Below are 18,697 nucleotides of genomic sequence, written 5' to 3'. Positions count from 1 at the left end.
GGTCTTGAAGGAAAGGGAAGGAGACCGAAGGAAAGGAAGGGGGAACGGAAGTCCGCGCGGCAGGCAGCCGGTCGGTGACTAACCGGCCCCGAGGAGGACCTCACCGCGACGCCAGGCCGTCGGTGACCGGCCCGTGAACTCGCGCCAGTCCCGTACGAGATGGGCTTGGTCGGCGTAACCGGAGACGGTCGCCACATCGGCCCACGGGAGCGGGTCGTGTGCCGTCGCCAGGTCGTGCGCGTGCTCGAAGCGCAGAACGCGGGCGAAGGTCTTCGGTGACAGGCCCACCTCACCGCGGAACCGCTCGGTGAGGTACCGGCGGCTCCAGCCCAGCTCCGTGGCGACCGCCCCGACCTGGACGCGGCCCTGCGCCGCGACGAGGCGGCGCCACGCCTCGGCCACCTCGGGGCGCACCCGGGACAGGCGATCTCCGTCGCCACGGCCGACGGCTCGCAGGAGCAACTCGTCCAGCACGGCGAACCGCGCCGCCCATGTCGTCGCCGCTCTGAGCCGGTCGACCAGCTCGACGCCGAGCGCTCCGAGAAGCTCGTCGAGCGGGACCAGCCGGTGGGCGAGCGCGGCCGCGGGCAGGCCGTAGACGGCCCGGGCCCCGAGCGGTGTCAGCGACACCTGCACGCCGTGCTGGCGTCCGTCGTGGTGGATCGCGACGGACCGGCACATGAGACCGCCGGCCACGCTGCCGAACCGGGTGACCGGTGACCCGTCGTCGACGCCCGCCGCCATCTCCAGAGGGTCGGACAGGCTGATCACCGCGGTGAGCACACGGCCCGGCGGACCGCAGTGCACCCCGGCCGGGAATCCGCGCAGGTCGAAGCCGACATACGAGCGGACGTACCGCCGCAGGGCGGGCGCCGGGCGGGCATCGATTCGGGTTGCCGCATGGTCCCGCACGCTCGTCAGTGTACAAACCGGCGAGCCCGGCAAGATCAACTCCGCGGAACACCCAACAACAAAGCCGGTCAGAGCGACATTGTGTCGCTTTGACCGGCTCTATTTGGTCGGTTGACCATGGTGTCCGAGGGGGGACTTGAACCCCCACGCCCGATAAAGGGCACTAGCACCTCAAGCTAGCGCGTCTGCCATTCCGCCACCCGGACAGGGTGTCTGTCGTTCGCGGTGTGTTCCCCGCGGCGACATGGAAGACAATACCAGGGGTTCGACGCGCCCTTCACCTGCATATCCGGTGGTCAGTGCGGTGCGGCGGGCCGGTCGGCCGTGGCCTCCACGGTCCGTGGAGGCCACGGGGCTACCTTCGCGTCCATGAGTGATCGCGGCTACCGCCGGCCCCGTCCGCTGTCTCCCCTGCGCGAGCATCTGCGCGACACGTTCTGGTTCGCCCCGACCATGGGGTTCGTCTGTGTGTTCGTCCTGTGGCTGGCCGCGTCCGCCGTGGACGAGGAGATCGTCGCGGTTTTCCAGCGGGAGGAGGCCTACGACGAGCTCGGCAGCCTGATCTCCTTCGTCCAGGATGCGAAGACGATCGTCACCACGATCAGCTCGGCGATGATGACGTTCATCGGTGTGGTGTTCAGCATCTCGCTGGTCGCGGTGCAGATGGCCAGCGGGCAGCTCACGCCCCGGGTGGTGCGGATCTTCGTCCGGAGCCGGATCAGCAAGGTCACGCTGACGGTGTTCCTCGCGACGTTCCTGTTCTCGCTGCTGGTCCTGACCTCGTACGAGAGCGAGGCGGACCCGCGCCTGGTGGTCTCGGTTCCGCTGCTGCAGAGCATGCTCACGCTGGTGCTCGTCGGGCTGAGTCTGCTGCTGTTCGTCGTCTACGTCAGCTCCACGCTGCGGCTCATGCAGGTCGGGCCGGTCGTGGACAAGATCGCGCGCGATTCCTTCCGGGTGCTCGGCCGGATGCCCAGGGGGCCGGGCGGGCCCGAGGGGCTGGGGCCGGAGACCGGGCGGGTGGTGCACGAGGGGCGGGCCGGGGTGCTGCGGGACGTGAATACGGCGCGGCTCGTCCGGGCCGCGCGGCGGCAGGACGTGGTGCTGCGGCTGATCCCCCGGATCGGGGACTTCGTGGTGCCGGGGACTCCGGTGCTCGCCGTCCACGGCGGCGCCACCGTGCCGCCGCGTCGCCTGCTGCGGTACACGGTCTCCGTCGGGGTGGAGCGCACCCTGCACCAGGATCTGGCCTTCGGGTTGCGTCAGCTTGTCGACATCGCGCTGCGGGCCCTGTCGACGTCCGTGAACGATCCGACCACCGCCGTCCAGTGCCTGGACCGGATCGTGCAGTTCCTGGCGGCCGTGGTGCGCCTGCCGCTCGGGACCGTCCACCACCGGGACCGGTCGGGGCGGGTGCGGCTGGTGCAGGAGGGGCCGGCGTGGGAGGACCTGGTGGATCTCGGCTTCGAGGAGATCCGGTGGTGTGTGGCCGGAAGCCCTCAGGTGTCGCGTCGGCTGCTGGCGGGGCTGGACGATCTGTTGCTGCTCGCTCCGGAGGAGCGGAGGCCGCCGCTGGTACGGCATCGGGCCCTGCTCGTCCAGGCTGTGGAGCAGGCCGTTCCGGTGGCGGCCGACCGGGAGTTCGCCCTGCTGCCGGACCGGCAGGGCATCGGGTAGCCCCCGCCGGTCCCGCATGCGCGGCGCGTGTCAGTCGCCGCAGCGGCCCTCGCGCAGGGAGTGCAGGTGCTCGCTCGACTTCCGGGCGAAGGCGAGCGAGTCGACCGGGTTGTCGTGCTCGGCCTGCCAGTGGTGGTAGCTCCGGCCGTGGTGGGTCCGGTTGGTCACCTTGGAGAGGAACGTCTTGTAGTCGATGTCCCCGTCGCCCACGTCCGACATGCGGTAGCCGTCGCGCGTCGTGTCGTCGCGGACGCCGTCCTTGACGTGGAAGAGCGGGTAGCGGTTCGGGTGCTTCAGGACGTACTTCAGCGGGTCGAGCGGGGCCTTGGTGCCGTCCGCACGCTTGCTGAAGCGGAACTGGGCGCAGTACGCCCAGTAGATGTCCATCTCCAGGTAGACCAGGTCGGGATCGGTCTCGGCGAGCAGGACGTCGTAGAGGCGCACCTTCGGCTTGTCGGTGGCGAAGGAGAACTCCTCGGCATGGTTGTGCTGGTAGAACTTCATGCCGCGCTTACGGGCGGCGGCCCCGTACTTGTTGAAGTCGTCGGCCGCCCGCTTCCAGCCGTCGACCGTGGAGCCGTAGCGGAAGGGGCCCGAGGCCGTGCCGATGTGCTTGAGGCCGAGGGCCTGGGCATCGTCCAGGACCTTCTCCAGGTTCTGGGCGAAGGTGTAGGCGCCGGGGTTGTTGTCGTCGTAGTAGCCGACGTGGCTGCCGATCGGGTTGAGGCCGTGGTCCTTGGCCAGCCGCTTGAGCTGGGCCAGGGTGATGGGGCCGGCGGAGCCCTGGGTGTAGCCCGCGAGCTCGATCTCGTCGTAGCCGTACTTCTCCAGCTCGGCGAAGACGGGGGCGAAGCCGAGCGTCGAGATCTTGTCGCGGAGGCTGTAGAGCTGGATGCCGAGGCGGCCGGGGGGCAGGACGGGCCTGCCCCTACCGTGGCCGTGGCCCTTGCCGGGGCCCTGGGCCTGGTCCCGGCCGGCGGCCTGGGCGGTCGCCGTACCGATGATCGTGGCGGCGGTCGCTCCGGCGGCGACACCGAGGATGTTGCGGCGGCTCAGTCTGCGGGCGAGTTCGGCGTCCTTGGAGGTGCGGCTCATGTTCGGGTATCTCCCTTGCTGACCTGACGGGGTGAGTGGTGCGGTGCCGGGTACGTGACGGGGAATGTCAGTGCAGTCCGGCAAGCTGGAGGAGCAGGGACTTCACCTCGGTGGCCCTGACCCGGTCGGTGAACGCTTGGGGGGTGGAGCAGAGGATGAGCGGACCTTCGTCGTCGCTCTCGGGGAGGCGGCCGTGGCTGCCGCGAATAGGTGAGGGGTCCAGGGGGACGACCGCCATGCGGTAGCGCATCCCGAGCTTCTTGCGGGCGACCGCCGAGACGGCCTTGAGCCGTACGTAGGGGTCCTCGGGGTCCATGAAGAGCTCGACGGGGTCGTAGCCGGGCTTGCGGTGGATCTCGACGAGCTGGGCGAAGTCGGGGGCGCGGGCGTCGTCGAGCCAGTAGTAGTACGTGAACCAGGCGTCCTTCTCCGCCACGGCCACCAGCTCACCGGAGCGGGGGTGGTCCAGGTGGTGCGCCTTCTTGCCCTCGTCGTCCAGGAGCTGGTCGATGCCGGGCAGGTCCGCGAGTGCCGCCCAGGTCGCCTCCAGGTCCTCGGGGCGGCGTACGTAGATGTGGGCGAGCTGGTGGTCCGCGACGGCGAAGGCGCGCGAGGCCATCGTGTCCAGGTACTCCATGCCGTCCTGCGTGTGCACCTCCAGGAGGCCCGCCCGGCGCAGCGCCCGGTTGATGTCGACGGGGCGGCTGACGCGGGTGATGCCGTACTCGGAGAGCGCGACGACCGTACGGCCTTCGGCGCGGGCGTCGGCCAGCAGCGGGGCGATGGCCCGGTCCAGGTCGGCGGCGGCCCGGTGGGAGCGGGGGTCGTCGGGGCCGTAGCGCTGGAGGTCGTAGTCGAGGTGGGGCAGGTAGCAGAGGGCGAGGTCGGGGGTGCGGGTGGCGATGATGTGGCGGGTGGCGTCGATGATCCACCGGGAGGAGACCAGGTCGGCGCCGGGGCCCCAGAAGTGGAAGAGGGGGAACGTGCCGAGCTTGTCGGTCAGTTCGTCGTGCAGGGCGGGGGGCCGGGTGTAGCAGTCGGGTTCCTTGCGGCCGTCGGCGTAGTAGACCGGGCGCGGGGTGACGGTCCAGTCGGTGTCGGCGCCCATCGCGTACCACCAGCAGATGTTGGCGACGGTGTAGCCGGGGTGGGCGCGGCGGGCCGCGTCCCAGAGCTTGTCGCCCTCGACGAGCCCGTTGTGCTGGCGCCAGAGCAGGACGTCGCCGAGCTCGCGGAAGTACCAGCCGTTGGCGACGATGCCGTGTTCGGCGGGCATGGTGCCGGTGAGGAAGGTGGACTGGGCGGCGCAGGTGACTGCGGGCAGGACGGTCGAGAGGGGGGCCCGCGCGCCCTGCTTCCCGAGCGCCGTGAGGTTCGGCATGTGGGCGAGAAGCTGCGGGGTGAGGCCGACGACGTCGAGGACGAGGAGGGGGGTGGGGCCCGTTCCCGCCTGGTGTGAGCTGTCCGTGCTGTCCGTGGTCATGGCAGCTCCTTGAGGCCGAGGTCGACCAGGAGGTCGCGGGCGAGGGTGAGTTCGGCGGCGATGCCGTCGGCGAGTTGTGTGCGGGTGCGGGGCCGTAGTTCGGCGGGCAGCGCCTGCCAGGTGTACGTCTCCACCTCCAGGTGCCGGGTCAGCGGGACCGGTCCCCCGACGAGCCGGGCGAGCGTGGCGCGGAGCACGGGGAGCGTGGAGGTGAGCGGGGGTGCGGGCGGCGCGTGCAGCGGTACGTGGAAGTGGGCCCGCCAGGGGGTGGAGTCCGGGAGTGCCTCGCCGGCGACGGCCTCGTCCAGGTCGTCGGTGCCGCGCAGCCCGGCGGCCGTGCTCGTACGGGTCTGGTGCAGGAAGCGCGGCTCGGCGAAGGCGGCGAGCGCGGTGCGGACCTCGGGGAGGTGGGGGTGTTCGGCGTGCAGGGCGGCGGAGAGCTGGGACTTGACGACGGGGATGCCTGCCGCGGTCAGCGCGTCGAGCGCGGTGTCCGGGTCCTCGAAGGAGGTGGCGAGGTGGCAGGTGTCGACGCAGATGCCGATGCGCTCGTGGCCGACGTCGGTGAGCGGGGCGATGGCGTCGGCGGTGGTCTCCACCGTGCAGCCCGGCTCGGGTTCGAGGCCGATCCGGATCGACTTGCCGGTGAGTTCGGCGAGGGCGTCCAGGCGCTGGGCGAGCGTGGTGAGGGCGGCGCGTGCGGTGCGGGCCGCCCCGGGGTCGGTGGCGTACGGGGTGCGCCAGGCCAGCGGGAGCGTGGAGATGGTGCCCTCGGTGACGTCGTCGGGGAGCAGGGCGGCCAGGAGGCGGGCCAGGTCGGTGGTGTGGGCGAGGCGTTCGGGTTCGGTCCAGTCCGGCCGGTAGACCCGGTACTTGACCTCGTCGGCGCCGAATCCCTCGTACGGGAAGCCGTTGAGGGTGACCACTTCGAGGCCCCGGCTGTCGAGCTCGGCGCGGAGCGCGCGGAGTTCGGCGGGGTCGTTGATCAGGGCCCGGGCGGCGTCCCTGGCGAGCCAGAGGCCGATGCCGAGCCGGTCCCGGCCCAGGCGGCGACGGACCGGCTCGCAGTGGTCGCGGAGCTGGGCGCGGACCCCGTCCAGCGTCTCGGCCGGGTGGACGTTGGTGCAGTAGGAGAGGTGCATCGTCGAGCCGTCCGGGTGCCGGAAGCGCATGGCCTCACTCCCCGCCGCGCAGGATGGAGTTGCCCTCGTGCACGGCGTCGGGGGCGGGGACGTCCAGCTGGAGGCGGCCGCTCTGGCCGTAGAAGGCGACGGGGTTGCGCCACAGGACCTGGTCGACGTCGTCCTCGGTGAATCCGGCCTTCAGCATCGCGTCGGCGACCTTGCGGGTCTTGAGCGGGTCGCTCTTCCCCCAGTCGGCTGCGGAGTTGATGAGTACCTTCTCGGTGCCGTGGTTCTGGAGGATGGTGACCATGCGGTCCTCGTCCATCTTGGTGTCCGGGTAGATGGAGAACCCGGCCCAGCAGCCACTGTCAGTGGCGGCCTTTACGGTGGTCTCGTTGAGGTGGTCGAGCAGGACGTGCTCCGGGGGGAGGCGCGATTCGCGGATGACGTCGATGGTGCGGTGCAGACCGGCGAGCTTGTCGCGGTGCGGGGTGTGGACGAGGGCGGGGAGCCCGTGGTCGGCGGCGAGCTGGAGCTGGGCGGCGAGGGCGTGGTCCTCGGCCGGGGTCATGGAGTCGTAGCCGATCTCGCCGACGGCGACGACGGAGTCCTTCACCAGATAGCGGGGCAGCGCGTCCAGGACGGGGGCGCAGCGGGGGTCGTTCGCCTCCTTGGGGTTGAGGGCGAGGGTGCAGTGATGCGCGATGCCGTACTGGGAGGCGCGGAAGGGCTCCCAGCCGAGGAGCGCGTCGAAGTAGTCGAAGAAGCTGGCGGGCGAGGTGCGGGGCTGGCCGAGCCAGAAGGAGGGTTCGACGAGGGCGCGGACGCCCGCGTCGTACATCGCCTGGTAGTCGTCCGTGGTCCGGGACGTCATGTGGATGTGGGGGTCGAAGATGCGCATCAGGACTCCTCCGTGGGGGCGGCGGGGGCGATCTCGGTGAGGGCGAGTGCGGTGCGCAGGCCGACCGGGACGTCACGGCCGGCGGCGGTCCGCTCGGCGGCGAAGTCGCTGAGCATGCGGGCGAGTTCGGTGTCGCCCCGCGCCCGCTCGTCGAGCCGGGCGACGGCGTCCACCGGCACCCCGGTGAAGAGGCACTTCAGTACGGCGTGGCGCCAGGCGTGCGGATCGAGGTGGGCCGCGGCGTACGGGCCGACGGCGGCGGCCACCAGCCGGGTGTCGTTGGTGCGCAGGGCGTCCTCGACGAGCGGGAGAGCGGTGGAGCCGAGGTCGAGGCGGTGCAGGGTGAGCAGGACGGCGCGGCGTTCGGCGGCGGTGCCCCGTTCGTAGAGCCGGGTGACGGAGGGCAGCGGGGCGCGGGCCTCGATGAGCAGGAGGGAGCGTACGGAGTCGGCGTGGGCGGGTCCGCAGTGGCGGCCGGCGGTGGCGTAGCGGAGTTCCCAGGGAGGGGAGGCGTACGGGGAGGCCTCGGGGGCGCCGGCGCATGCGGGTTCGCGGGCCGCGGCGTCGTGGGCGGCCTCGGCCAGGGCCTCGTCGAGCCAGACACGGGCGGCGCCGTCGAGTTCGGCGTCGAGTTCCTTGCGGGACGTCAGCACGGTGCGCCTCCCTGCTTCGTCGTGGGCTGCTTCGTCATGGCCTTCTTCGCGGCGTCGCGCAGGAAGGCGATGGAGGTGCGGGCGAGTTCGGGGCCCGCGTGGGAGTGGCGGGGCAGTTCCACGACGGTGAGGCCCTGATAGTCAGCGGCGGCGAGGGCCGCGAGCACGGGCGGGAAGTCGATCTCGCCGTCACCGAACAGGAGGTGCTCGTGGACGCCGCGCCGCATGTCCTCGATCTGGACGTGCCGGAGCCAGGGGGCGGAGTCCTGGACGCACTGCACGGGGGACGCATCCTCCAGGCACTGGCAGTGGCCGATGTCGAGCGTGAGGCCGAGGGGGGCCGGGTCGCCGAGAAGGGCGCGGAGGTGGTGGAAGTCGGCGAGGGTGGCGAGGAGGTGACCGGGTTCGGGTTCGATCGCGAGGGGGATGCCCGACCGGTCGGCGGCGTCGAGTACGGGGGTGATCGCTTCGGTCAGGCGCTTCCAGACGGTGTCCGTGGAGGTGTCCGGCGGAGTGATGCCGCTGAAGCAGTGGACGGCGTGCGCGCCGAGTTCGGCAGCCACGTCCACGGCACGGACGAGCAGCGCGGTGCGCGCGGCCCGGGCGTCGGGGTCCGGGTCGAGGAGGGAGGGGCCGTGCTTGCGGCGCGGGTCCAGGACATAGCGGGCGCCGGTCTCGACGGTGACCCGGAGCCCGAGGGAGGTGAGCCGGCGGGCGGCCTTGCGGGTGCGTTCGGCGAGGTCCGGGGCCAGGGGGTCCAGGTGCATGTGGTCGAGCGTCAGGCCGACGCCCTCGTAGCCGAGGTCGGCGAGGAGTCCGAGGGCGTCGTCGAGGCGGAGGTCGGTGAGCCCGTTGGTGCCGTAGCCGAGGTGGAGGGTCATGTGGGGCTCACCTTCCGGGCGAGGGAGCGGGCCAGGGGGACGAGTGCCATGACGGCGAGGCCGGAGGCGGGTGCTCCGGCGCGGGTGGCGAGCGCCGCCTGGAGCGGGATCATGGCCCGGATCCCGCCGCCGACCGCCCGCTGGGTCAGGGGCGGAGACGGGTTGAGGGCGGCGTGCAGGAGGGGTGGCCCGGCGGTGCGGAGGTAGGCGCCGGTGAAGGCGGTGAGCAGGAGGGGGGTGAGGGCAGGGGCGGTGGGGTGGTCGGGGGCGGGGATGGTGAGGTGCTGGTGGCTCTCTCGGTACTCCCCCGGACCGGTCACTCCGAGGCCGCTGCCGCCGAGCCCGGGCGTGGTCGGCTCCCCCGGCCGCCTCCCCCGGTGGGCCGCGAGCACGATCGCGCCCAGCGTGGCCGTCGTGGCGAGGACCGCGAGCGGGACGGCGGTGGACCCGCCCTGTGCCTCGTGGCGGGACACGGCGGTGACGCCGTAGGTGTGCGCCCCGAGCACCAGGGCTGCGGGGAGCGCGGCGGCCAGGGCGCCGAGCGCCGGACGGGGCCGTGCGGCAACGTTGTCGGGCGCGGCGGTGAGCGGTACGGCCCCGCCGCGCGCCGGACGGGCGGTGCGCGGTCCGGGCCTCGGCCCCCTCCCGGCAGGCGCCGTCGCGGTCGCCGTCGCCCCCAGCAACAGATCCAGAGACCGCGCCGCCGCCATCGCCGCCGGTCCCGCCTTCGTGTGCTTGAGGTGGAGGTCGTAGGCCCAGACCGTGCCGGCCAGGCCCGTGGCGACCGCCAGGGCGGGGCGGCCGGCCCGCGCCGCGAGGACCAGGCCCGCCGCCGTCAGGACCCCGGCCGCCCCCAGGGCGGCCGGCGGGCTGATACGGCCCGAGGGGATCGGCCGGTGCGGGCGGTCGACGGCGTCCTCCTCCCGGTCCGCCCAGTCGTTGAGGGCCATCCCGGCCTCGTACAGGCAGAGGGAGGCGCCGATCGCGAGTGCAGTACCCCGGCCGGGGCTGCGGCCCACCGCCGCGGCCCCGGCCAGTCCGTCACCCGGCGCGGAGAACAGCGCGGAGACCCGGAACAGTTCGGTCCAGGCCCGCACCGTGTCCCCTCTCCCGCGACCGTGGGACGGCCCGTGCCTGTCCGGTACGGGTGCAGTCCCACCCGTACCGGACAGGCTGTCTTGGAGTACGTGGCCCCCGGCGTGGCCCCCAGTTCCCGAGGCCGCCCGCAGGCCCGCCGGAAGCGCCCCGAGCGCCGACAGGAGCCGCAGCCGCCACCTCACGCCTGGCCCCGCAGCCGCTCGGCGAAGCCCAGCAAGGTGGCGTACTGCTCGGCGAGCGCCGCCGAGGTGCCGCCGTCCGGGTCCTTGAAGTAGAACCCGAGCTCCGGCCGGGGGCCGCTGAGCCCCACTTCGTGGGACCGGGCGAGCAGCCGGGCCAGGTCCAGGACGAGCGGGGCCGCGAGGGCCGAGTCGCAGCCCTGCCAGATGGTCTGGAGAACCATGCGGGAGCCGAGGAAGCCGTCGAAGGCGATGTGGTCCCAGGCCGTCTTCCAGTCCCCCATCGCGGGCACGTCGTCGATGTGGACCTCGCCCTCGGGGGCGGTGCCGAACGTGTCGGTGAGGACACGTTCCTTGCCCGCGTTCTTGGCGGCGGCCGCGGCCGGGTCGGCCAGCGCCGCCCCGTCCCCGCCGCCCAGCAGATTCGACCCGGACCAGGCCCGTACGGGCAGGGCGCGCTGGAGGAACATCGGGGCGAGCACGGAACGGAGCAGCGTCTGGCCGGTCTTGCCGTCGCGTCCCGCGTGGGGAAGTCCGCAGTCGGCGACGGCCTCGGCGAGCGCGGGGGCCCGCAGCCCGGTGGAGGGGGTGAAGTTGGCGTAGGAGCAGCCGGCCCGGAGGGCGGCGGCCGCGTAGAGGGAGCTGGCGGGGAGCCGGGGGTCGTCGGGGCCGGGGGCCGGTTCCGTGGAGGAGACGTTGATGACGACCGTACGGGCCAGCTCGTGGCGGTGGGCGAAGTCGGTGAGGTCCGCGGCGAACGCGGCGATGAGTACCTGGTCGGTGCGGGTGTCGCCGGGGAGCGGGCCACCGGGGCGTATCTCGGCGTCGGCCGCGTCGAGTTCGGCGCGGACGGCGGTGGGGAGGCGGTAGGGCAGCACGCCGCCTTCGGCCAGCGCCTCGGCCCGTTTGGCGAGCGGGCAGTCCAGGGTGTCGTGGCCGCCGAAGACCAGCGAGGTCAGGGGCGGCAGGCCGCTGTCGGCGAAGGGGGGCGTCTCGGTGACCATGCCGGTGGGCGGGTGGAGGCCGGCCGCGATGGCCGCGCACCCCGCGGTCGCGGTGGTGGCGACGGAGCCGCGTGCTCCGATGAACCAGACGCCGGTACGGCGGCCTGGGCTGTCGGCGGTACGGCATGGACGCTCGTCACGGCCTTCACGATCGGCATGTGCGGTCACGGGCTGCCTCCCTGGGGGGATGAAGAGGTGGAGGACGACGGGCGGGGAAGGGGTCGGTGCCTCCCCCGCCCGTCGTCGGCAGAGGTGGCCGCCCTACGTCGAGGGCAGCTCCTTCAGCTGGATGTTGCGGAAGGACACCTGGTCTCCGGCTCCATGGTTCTGGAGGCCGATGTAGCCGTCCTTCAGGCTGCGGGCCGGGTCGGTGTTGGTGAAGTCGTTGATCTTCGCTCCGTTGAGGAAGATCTGCAGACGTTCGCCCTGGACCTTGATCTCGTAGCTGTTCCACTGGCCCGGCGGCCGCAGGACGCGGTCACGGGCCTTGATGTCGGCCGACTTGAATCCGTAGACGGCGCCCGTGGTGCGGTCGGCGGCGTCGGTGGCGTCGATCTGGATCTCGTAGCCGTTGTTCACGGCCGACCAGGGGTCGTCGGACTCCGGGAAGCCCACGAAGACACCGGAGTTGTCGTCGCCGGCCATCTTCCAGTCGAGCTTGAGCGAGTACGCCTTCAGCTCCTTGGCCTGGTAGGTGAGCAGGCCCATGCCGCCCTCGGAGTGCAGAGCGCCGTCACTGACGGAGAACCTGCCGGGTCCGGCCTGCTTCCAGCCTTCCAGCGTCTTGCCGTTGAAGATGGAGCGGTGATCCTTGTTCGGCTTGCAGTCGGCCTTGACCTGACCGGTGGCGTAGCGCAGGCCGCCCGACAGGTGTCGGCGGAAGGCCGGCTCCGCGTAGGACTCCTTGGTGTGGCCCAGTCCGGTGTAGAAGGAGCGGCCGCCCTGGTAGGTCTGGCACCAGGAGATCGGGTGGTCACCCTTCATGTTGCCGCCGGTGTAGGTGGTCTCGTCCAGGGTGGCCAACACCTTGGCCTTGTCCCGGGGGTTGGTGCGGTAGTTGTACCATTCGTCGGTGCGCTCCCACTCCCCGTCCAGATGCGCGGTGGCCGGATGGTCGTGGTCCTCGACGCGGATGATGGCGGGCTGGATCCGCGGGTGCGAGTCGAAGTAGGCGCCGACGAGGCCGCCGTAGAACTCCCAGTCGTACTCGGTGTCGGCGGCCGCGTGGATGCCGACGTAACCGCCGCCGGTGGCCACGTAGTTCTCGAACGCCTTCTGCTGTTCGGCGTTGAGGACGTCGCCGGTGGTGGAGAGGAAGGCGACGGCGTCGTAGCGGGCGAGGTTGCTGGTGGTGAACTGGGCCGCGGACTCGGTGGAGTCGACCGTGATGTTGGTGTCCTTGCCGATCTCCTTCAGCGCGGCGATGCCGGCGGGGATGGAGTCGTGGCGGAAGCCGGCGGTCCTGGAGAAGACCAGGACGCGTTTGGCGGTCTTGTCGACCGGGCTGCTGGAGAGTTCGAAGTCGTCGATGTCGTAGAGCGCGCCGTCGCCGCCCTTGAAGACGAGGAAGAGTTCGGCCTGCTTCCTGGGCGCTCCGCGCAGCGGGATGTCGATGTCCTGGAAGGTGTCCCAGCTGCCGGTCACCGGGACCGGGCCCGAGCCGAGGATCCTGCCGGTGGGCGATCCGGTGCGCACTTCGAGGAAGCCGCCCGAACCGGCCGACGAGATACGGGCGGTGAGCTTGGTGGTGCCGCCCAGGACGTAGGTCTTGAAGGAGATCCAGTCGTCGTTGTGGATGTCCCCGACGGTCTTTCCGCCGTGCGCGCTCGACTTGCTCGGGGTGGTGACGCCGGAGGAGTCGTCGAAGTGCTCGGCCTGGCGGTGCCTGGGCTGGAGCCGGGAGGTGTCCTTGCCGGTCAGCTTGGCCTGGCCGCCACCGCCGTTGTCGGTGTAGGAGGCCGAAATACCGCCGTAGATATTGGCGTTCGGGTCGTGTCCGCCCTCCATGGCGGTCTTGATGGTGCCTTCGCAGCCGTGCTCGGTGGTGATGTCGTGGCCGTGGCTGTCGTGGCCCAGGGTGAACTTGACCTCGACCCTGGTGCAGTCGATGTGCCCGTCCTCCGGGTCGCTGACGTTCACCTTGAACGGCACGGAGTCACCGAACTCGAAGAGCTGCCCGTCCTCGGGGAGCACCAGCTCCACGGTCGGGGCGGTGTTGCCGACGGTCACGTGGACGCTGGCGGAGCCGGTGCGACCGGTCGGGTCCTCGGCGGTGAGCGTCGCGACGTACGTACCGTTCTTCTTGTACGTGTATGTCGGGTTGGCGGCCGTCGAAGTGCCGCCGTCACCGAAGTCCCAGGCGTACGTGAGCGGGTCGCCGTCGCCGTCCGCGGTGCCGGCCGAGGAGAACTTCACCTTCAAGGGTGCGGTGCCGGACACCTTGTTGGCGGAGGCCTCCGCGATGGGTGAGCGGCCTCCGGTGGCGTTCTCGACGCGGTAGAGCGCGGAGTTCTCGTCGCCGCCGAACCAGGCGAGGCCGTAGTCCAGGACGTAGAGCGCCCCGTCCGGGCCGAAGGCCATGTCCATGATCTGCGTACCGGACCACGGCACGTCGTTGATGGACTGGACGGCGCCGTCCGCGTCCTGCTCGACGCGCTTGATCCAGCGGCGGCCGAACTCACCGGCGAAGAAGTCGCCGTCGTAGGCCTCGGGGAACTTGACCGGGGAGTCGAGGTCCGCGTCGTAGCGGTAGACCGGTCCGCCCATCGGGGACTCGGAGCCCGTACCGAACTCGGGCAGCGAGCCGCCGTCGTACGGGATCCAGGCGGCCTCGGCCGGCGGCAGGTCGACGAGGCCGGTGTTGTGCGGCGACTCGTTCTTCAGGTTCGCGCAGTCGAAGGCGGCGCCGGAGGTCTTGGTGGCGAAGTCGTAGTCGATGTACGGCTCGTTCTCGCCGACGCAGTAGGGCCAGCCGAAGTTGCCGGCCTTCGTCACCCGGGCGAACTCCACCTTCCCGGACGGCCCGCGCTTCGGGTCGGCCGAACCGGCGTCGGGGCCGTAGTCACCGACGTACACGATGCCGGTGGCCTGGTCGACGGAGAAGCGGAACGGGTTGCGGAAGCCCATCGCGTAGATCTCGGGGCGCGTCCTGTCCGTCCCGGGCTCGAACAGGTTGCCATCGGGGACGGTGTACGAGCCGTCCTCGGCGACCTTGATACGCAGGATCTTGCCGCGCAGGTCGTTGGTGTTGCCGGAGGTCCGCTGGGCGTCGAACGCCGGGTTGCGGTCGGTGCGTTCGTCGATCGGCGTGTAGCCGTCGGAGGCGAAGGGGTTGGTGTCGTCGCCGGTGGAGAGGTAGAGGTTCCCGTCCTTGTCGAAGTCGATGTCACCGCCGACGTGGCAGCAGATGCCGCGCGAGGTGGGGACGTCCAGGACCTTCTTCTCACTGGCCGTGTCGAGCGTGCCGTCCTCGTTGAGGACGAAGCGGGAGAGCCGGTTGACGCCGTCGAACTTCGCGAAGTCGGCGGTGGTCCCGGTCTCGGGGGCATCGCCCGCCGGGGTGTTCAACGGCGGTGCGTAGAACAGGTAGATGGCCCGGTTCTCGGCGAAGCCCGGGTCGACGCCGACGCCTTGGAGGCCTTCCTCGTCGTGCGTGTACACGGGGAGGGTGCCGGAGATCTGGGTGTTGCCGGCGCTGTCGGTGATCCGCAGCTCACCGCCGCGCGAGGTGTGCAGCACGCTGCGATCGGGAAGGACGGCGAGCGACATGGGCTCACCGGTCTCTTCCACCCCCTTGGCGAGGGTGACTTGCTGGAAGTCCTCCGCCACGGACTCCTCGTGGCCCGGGTAGCCTGGGTGGGCGGTGGCGCCGGGGGCGGAGCCGAGGGTCAGGGTCACGGCGGCGAGGAGGCCGCCGGTGAACAGCGCGAGCGATTTTCGGACGCGGGTCCGGGCCAGGAGCCGCTTTCTGGTTCGGTGCACGTAGGTCCTCCGGAGGGTGCCGGTTGTACGGGCGGGTGTAGCCGTGCCGTGCCGCGCGGGGACTGCCGCGCGTGCGCCACCGGAGACGGGAGCGACCCCGGTGACGCGAGTCATGTCGTGTACACGTGGTGGACGGTAGACCTCTTCGTCCGGGACGGAAAGCCCTTGTGCGGCAGCTGGGTTGAACTTCTGCTTCCGCCAGGACAAAGGAGATTTTGGGCAGGGCGAGGCAGCCCCGGGCGCCCTCACGAAGACGTCGCCCCGGGGCCTGCCCGCCCGGTGGCGCTATTCGCCGCCGCCGAAGGCCGCGTCGAAGGAGGCCGACGGCGGGTCGAAGTCGAACCGCTTGAGGCTGGCAAGCGCTTCCGGAGCGCCCGTCAGCCGGTCCATGCCCGCGTCCTCCCACTCCACGGAGATCGGGCCCTCGTAGCCGATGGACCGGAGCATCCGGAAGACGTCCTCCCAGGGCACGTCACCGTGGCCGGCGGAGACGAAGTCCCAGCCGCGCCGGGGGTCGCCCCACGGCAGGTGCGAGCCGAGGCGGCCGTTGCGGCCGTCCAGGCGCTTGCGGGCCTCCTTGCAGTCCACGTGGTAGATCCGGTCCCGGAAGTCGTAGAGGAAGTTGACCGGGTCGAGGTCCTGCCAGACGAAGTGGCTCGGGTCGAAGTTCAGCCCGAACGCGGGCCGGTGGTCGACCGCTTGGAGAGCGCGCTTGGTGGTCCAGTAGTCGTACGCGATCTCGCTCGGGTGCACCTCGTGGGCGAAGCGCACCCCCTCGGCGTCGAAGACGTCCAGGATCGGGTTCCAGCGCTCGGCGAAGTCGTCGTAGCCCCGCTCGATCATGTGCGGCGGGACCGGCGGGAACATGGCGACCAGGTGCCAGATCGAGGAGCCGGTGAAACCGATGACCGTGTCGACGCCGAAGGCGGCGGCCGCCCGGGCGGTGTCCGCGATCTCGGCGGCGGCCCGCTGCCGTACGCCTTCGGGCTCGCCGTCGCCCCAGATGCGGGCGGGCAGGATGCCCTGGTGGCGTTCGTCGATCGGGCTGTCGCAGACGGCCTGGCCGACGAGGTGGTTGGAGATGGCGAAGCACTTCAGCCCGTACTTGTCGAGCAGTTGGTGCCTGCTGTCCAGATAGCCGGAGTCGGCCAGCGCCTTGTCGACCTCGAAGTGGTCTCCCCAGCAGGCGAGTTCGAGGCCGTCGTAGCCGAAGTCCCGGGCGTGTTTGCAGACCTCCTCCAGCGGGAGGTCGGCCCACTGGCCGGTGAACAGGGTGAAGGGGCGGGGCATGGGTGACGACCTCCTAGGACGGGATGAGGGTGTGTACGGAGTTCTTGGCGGCGCTCTCCTCGACGGCGGCGAGCACCCGCTGGACCTGGAGGCCGTCCGCGAACGAGGGCCGGGGCGGGAGGCCTTCGGCGATCGTGCGGACCACGTCACGGGCCTGGTGGACGAAGGTGTGCTCGTACCCGAGGGCGTGGCCCGGCGGCCACCAGGCCTCCAGGTAGGGGTGTTCGGGTTCGGTGACCAGGACGCGGCGGAAGCCGGCGGTGGCGGCTGGTTCGGTGTGGTCGTGGAAGGACAGCTCGTTGAGCCGTTCCAGGTCGAACGCGAGCGAGCCCAGCTCGCCGTTGATCTCCAGCCGCAGCGCGTTCTTGCGTCCGGCCGCCATCCGGGTCGCCTCGAAGGAGGCCAGCGCCCCCGAGGCGAGGAGGCCGGTGAAGATCGCCGCGTCGTCCACCGTCACCTCGCCCCGAGCCACCGCGTCCGCACCGCCGAAGAGCCCGGCCGACGCACCGGAGAGCAGGGGCCGCTCCCGTACGAAGGTCTCGGCTACCGCCGACACCCCGGTCAGCAGCTCCCCCGCCAGGTACTGGGCGAGGTCCACGATGTGCGCCCCCAGGTCGCCCAGCGCACCCGACCCGGCGTGCTCGCGCTTGAGGCGCCAGGTGAGCGGGGAGGCCGGGTCGACCAGCCAGTCCTGGAGGTAGCTGGCGCGTATGTGGCGCAGGGTGCCGAGGCGGCCGTCCGCGATCAGCTGCTGGGCGAAGGTGATGGCGGGCACCTTGCGGTAGTTGAAGCCCACGATCGCCACCTGGCCCCGTGCCTGCGCCGCTTCGGCGGCGCGGACCATCGCCTCCGCCTCGGCGACCGTGTTGGCGAGCGGCTTCTCGCACAGCACGTGCTTGCCCGCCTCCAGGGCGGCGATGGCGATCTCCGCGTGGCTGTCGCCGGGCGTGCAGATGTCGATCAGCTGCACGTCGTCCCGGGCGATCAGCGCCCGCCAGTCGGTCTCCGCCGCCGCCCAGCCGTGCCGGGCGGCGGCGGCGTCGACCGCCGCACGGTCGCGTCCGCAGATCGCGGCGAGAGCCGGCCGCACCGGCAGGTCGAAGACGTGTCCCGCGGTGCGCCACCCCTGGGAGTGGGCGGCGCCCATGAACGCGTACCCGACCATGCCGACCCCGAGCGTCCCTCGCGCCTGTCGCGGCGGCGGTGTCGTGGCCACGGTCTGCGGTTCCGTCTCCTGCTCTTGACTACGGGCCATGCGGTCCTCCTCCTCGTCGGTGTGCGGTAGCGGGCCGGGGGACGCGCTCGCCGCGTCCCCCGGAGGCCCGGTCAGTTGAAGCCCGTAGGCAGGTACTGGTCGATGTTGTCCTTGGTCACGACGGCGGAGTACAGGGTCAGGGAGCTCGGGATCTCCATCTCGGAGAGGCCGCTGATGCCCTTGCTCTGGCCGAGCGCGCGCGCCAGGTCGATCGCGGACGCGGCCATCGTCGGCGGGTAGAGGACGGTCGCCTTGATGACCGAGTTGTCGGCCTTGATGGCGTCCATCGCGGACTTGGCGCCGGCGCCTCCGACCATGATGAACTCGTCGCGGCCCGCCTGCTGGATGGCGCGGAGCGCGCCCACGCCCTGGTCGTCGTCGTGGTTCCACAGGGCGTCGAACTGCTTCTGCGCCTGAAGGAGCTGGGCCATCTTCGCCTGGCCCGACTCGACGGTGAACTCGGCGGCCTGACGGGCCACCAGCTTGATGTTGGAGTAGTTCTTGAGCGCGTCGGCGAAGCCCTGGCTTCGCTGCTTGGTCAGCTCCAGGTTGTCGATGCCGGCGAGCTCGACGACCTTGGCGTTCGCCTTGCCCTTGAGCTGTTCGCCGATGTAGTGACCGGCGTTGAGGCCCATGCCGTAGTTGTCGCCGCCGACCCAACAGCGGTACGCCTGTGGGGAGGCGAAGATACGGTCCAGGTTGACGACGGGGATGCCCGCCCGCATCGCCTCCAGGCCGACCTGGGTGAGGGCCTTGCCGTCGGCGGGGAGGATGACGAGGACGTCGACCTTCTTGTTGATGAGGGTCTTGACCTGCCCGATCTGGGCGGCGGTGTCGTTGGAGCCCTCGGTGATCTCCAGCGTCACCTCGCTGTACTTCTCGGCCCGCGACTTGGCGTTCACGTTGATGGCGTTGAGCCAGCCGTGGTCGGCCTGCGGTCCGGCGAAGCCGATGGTGACGGGCTTGCCGGGTTTGTCGTCGGCGGCGGGCTGGCTGTTGCCGGCCGGCTGCGCGCTCTTCGGCTCGTTGCTGGTGCAGGCGGTGAGGAGGGCGCCCGTGGAGACGGCTGCGGCTCCGAACAGCAGCCCTCTGCGGCTGGTTTCTGGCATGGCGGTCTGACCCTTCATCCGGTGGGTGACGTGCGACGTGCGGCTCTTGAGGAAG

General features: G+C 71.4%; 14 protein-coding genes and 1 tRNA gene. 1 reads left to right on the top strand and 14 read right to left on the bottom strand.

Translation table 11 applies throughout. The annotated features are described in order from the left end of the window. Nucleotides 1-78: 78 nt before the first annotated feature. Both AMK21_RS08555 and AMK21_RS08550 read right to left on the bottom strand, forming a co-directional pair. Nucleotides 79-912, bottom strand: a complete 834-nt coding sequence (locus AMK21_RS08555) for an AraC family transcriptional regulator (protein ID WP_073875845.1) — start codon at nt 910-912, stop codon at nt 79-81. A 118-nt stretch (nt 913-1,030) separates the two neighbouring features. Continuing rightward, nucleotides 1,031-1,118 (bottom strand) — tRNA-Leu (locus AMK21_RS08550). A 163-nt stretch (nt 1,119-1,281) separates the two neighbouring features. On the opposite strand from AMK21_RS08550, the gene AMK21_RS08545 reads away from it, so the two are divergent. Further along, entirely contained in the window at nt 1,282-2,589 is a 1,308-nt protein-coding gene (locus tag AMK21_RS08545) for a DUF2254 domain-containing protein (RefSeq protein WP_073875843.1), read from the top strand. 30 nt (nt 2,590-2,619) lie between these two features. Here the strand turns inward: AMK21_RS08545 and AMK21_RS08540 are convergent, their stop codons facing one another. The 12 genes from AMK21_RS08540 to AMK21_RS08485 form a co-directional block, all read right to left on the bottom strand. Next, complete coding sequence (locus tag AMK21_RS08540; RefSeq protein WP_073875841.1) at nt 2,620-3,684, bottom strand: sugar phosphate isomerase/epimerase family protein; 1,065 nt, start codon at nt 3,682-3,684, stop codon at nt 2,620-2,622. 67 nt (nt 3,685-3,751) lie between these two features. After that, nucleotides 3,752-5,167, bottom strand: a complete 1,416-nt coding sequence (locus AMK21_RS08535; protein ID WP_073875839.1) for an alkaline phosphatase family protein — start codon at nt 5,165-5,167, stop codon at nt 3,752-3,754. Further along, the gene (gene eboE / locus AMK21_RS08530; protein WP_073875837.1) at nt 5,164-6,339 is read right to left on the bottom strand and encodes a metabolite traffic protein EboE; all 1,176 of its coding nucleotides are present in this window, start codon (nt 6,337-6,339) and stop codon (nt 5,164-5,166) included. The genes AMK21_RS08535 and eboE overlap by 4 nt, the downstream gene beginning before the upstream one ends. A gap of 4 nt (nt 6,340-6,343) precedes the next feature. Further along, complete coding sequence (locus AMK21_RS08525) at nt 6,344-7,192, bottom strand: TatD family hydrolase (RefSeq protein ID WP_073875835.1); 849 nt, start codon at nt 7,190-7,192, stop codon at nt 6,344-6,346. Then, complete coding sequence (locus tag AMK21_RS08520; RefSeq protein ID WP_073875833.1) at nt 7,192-7,845, bottom strand: EboA domain-containing protein; 654 nt, start codon at nt 7,843-7,845, stop codon at nt 7,192-7,194. The genes AMK21_RS08525 and AMK21_RS08520 overlap by 1 nt, the downstream gene beginning before the upstream one ends. After that, nucleotides 7,839-8,726: a sugar phosphate isomerase/epimerase family protein gene (locus tag AMK21_RS08515; RefSeq protein WP_073875831.1), complete on the bottom strand. Its 888-nt coding sequence runs from the start codon at nt 8,724-8,726 to the stop codon at nt 7,839-7,841. The genes AMK21_RS08520 and AMK21_RS08515 overlap by 7 nt, the downstream gene beginning before the upstream one ends. Further along, nucleotides 8,723-10,006: an SCO3242 family prenyltransferase gene (locus AMK21_RS08510; protein WP_073875829.1), complete on the bottom strand. Its 1,284-nt coding sequence runs from the start codon at nt 10,004-10,006 to the stop codon at nt 8,723-8,725. The genes AMK21_RS08515 and AMK21_RS08510 overlap by 4 nt, the downstream gene beginning before the upstream one ends. Next, nucleotides 10,003-11,175: an inositol-3-phosphate synthase gene (locus AMK21_RS08505; RefSeq protein ID WP_199863144.1), complete on the bottom strand. Its 1,173-nt coding sequence runs from the start codon at nt 11,173-11,175 to the stop codon at nt 10,003-10,005. The genes AMK21_RS08510 and AMK21_RS08505 overlap by 4 nt, the downstream gene beginning before the upstream one ends. 93 nt (nt 11,176-11,268) lie before the next feature. Then, nucleotides 11,269-14,988, bottom strand: a complete 3,720-nt coding sequence (locus AMK21_RS08500; RefSeq protein ID WP_073875828.1) for a ThuA domain-containing protein — start codon at nt 14,986-14,988, stop codon at nt 11,269-11,271. A 285-nt stretch (nt 14,989-15,273) separates the two neighbouring features. Beyond that, nucleotides 15,274-16,278, bottom strand: coding sequence for a sugar phosphate isomerase/epimerase family protein (locus AMK21_RS08495; RefSeq protein WP_073875826.1), 1,005 nt, complete (start codon nt 16,276-16,278; stop codon nt 15,274-15,276). 13 nt (nt 16,279-16,291) lie between these two features. Then, nucleotides 16,292-17,533, bottom strand: coding sequence for a Gfo/Idh/MocA family protein (locus AMK21_RS08490; protein ID WP_073875824.1), 1,242 nt, complete (start codon nt 17,531-17,533; stop codon nt 16,292-16,294). A 71-nt stretch (nt 17,534-17,604) separates the two neighbouring features. Continuing rightward, on the bottom strand, nt 17,605-18,642 hold the full coding sequence (locus AMK21_RS08485; protein ID WP_073876736.1) for a substrate-binding domain-containing protein: 1,038 nt from the start codon (nt 18,640-18,642) through the stop codon (nt 17,605-17,607). Between the last annotated feature and the right edge of the window lie 55 nt (nt 18,643-18,697).

This window comes from Streptomyces sp. CB00316 (assembly GCF_001905595.1).
Classification (GTDB): domain Bacteria; phylum Actinomycetota; class Actinomycetes; order Streptomycetales; family Streptomycetaceae; genus Streptomyces.
This window is presented reverse-complemented; position numbering and strand designations above follow the sequence as displayed.

Excerpts from the sequence above, each read along its gene's own strand:
- AMK21_RS08545 (WP_073875843.1), top strand. The coding sequence starts at position 1,282 with ATGAGTGATCGCGGCTACCGCCGGCCCCGTCCGCTGTCTCCCCTGCGC.
- AMK21_RS08540 (WP_073875841.1), bottom strand. The coding sequence starts at position 3,684 with ATGAGCCGCACCTCCAAGGACGCCGAACTCGCCCGCAGACTGAGCCGC.
- AMK21_RS08535 (WP_073875839.1), bottom strand. The coding sequence starts at position 5,167 with ATGACCACGGACAGCACGGACAGCTCACACCAGGCGGGAACGGGCCCC.
- eboE (WP_073875837.1), bottom strand. The coding sequence starts at position 6,339 with ATGCGCTTCCGGCACCCGGACGGCTCGACGATGCACCTCTCCTACTGC.
- AMK21_RS08525 (WP_073875835.1), bottom strand. The coding sequence starts at position 7,192 with ATGCGCATCTTCGACCCCCACATCCACATGACGTCCCGGACCACGGAC.
- AMK21_RS08515 (WP_073875831.1), bottom strand. The coding sequence starts at position 8,726 with ATGACCCTCCACCTCGGCTACGGCACCAACGGGCTCACCGACCTCCGC.
- AMK21_RS08495 (WP_073875826.1), bottom strand. The coding sequence starts at position 16,278 with ATGCCCCGCCCCTTCACCCTGTTCACCGGCCAGTGGGCCGACCTCCCG.
- AMK21_RS08490 (WP_073875824.1), bottom strand. The coding sequence starts at position 17,533 with ATGGCCCGTAGTCAAGAGCAGGAGACGGAACCGCAGACCGTGGCCACG.
- AMK21_RS08485 (WP_073876736.1), bottom strand. The coding sequence starts at position 18,642 with ATGCCAGAAACCAGCCGCAGAGGGCTGCTGTTCGGAGCCGCAGCCGTC.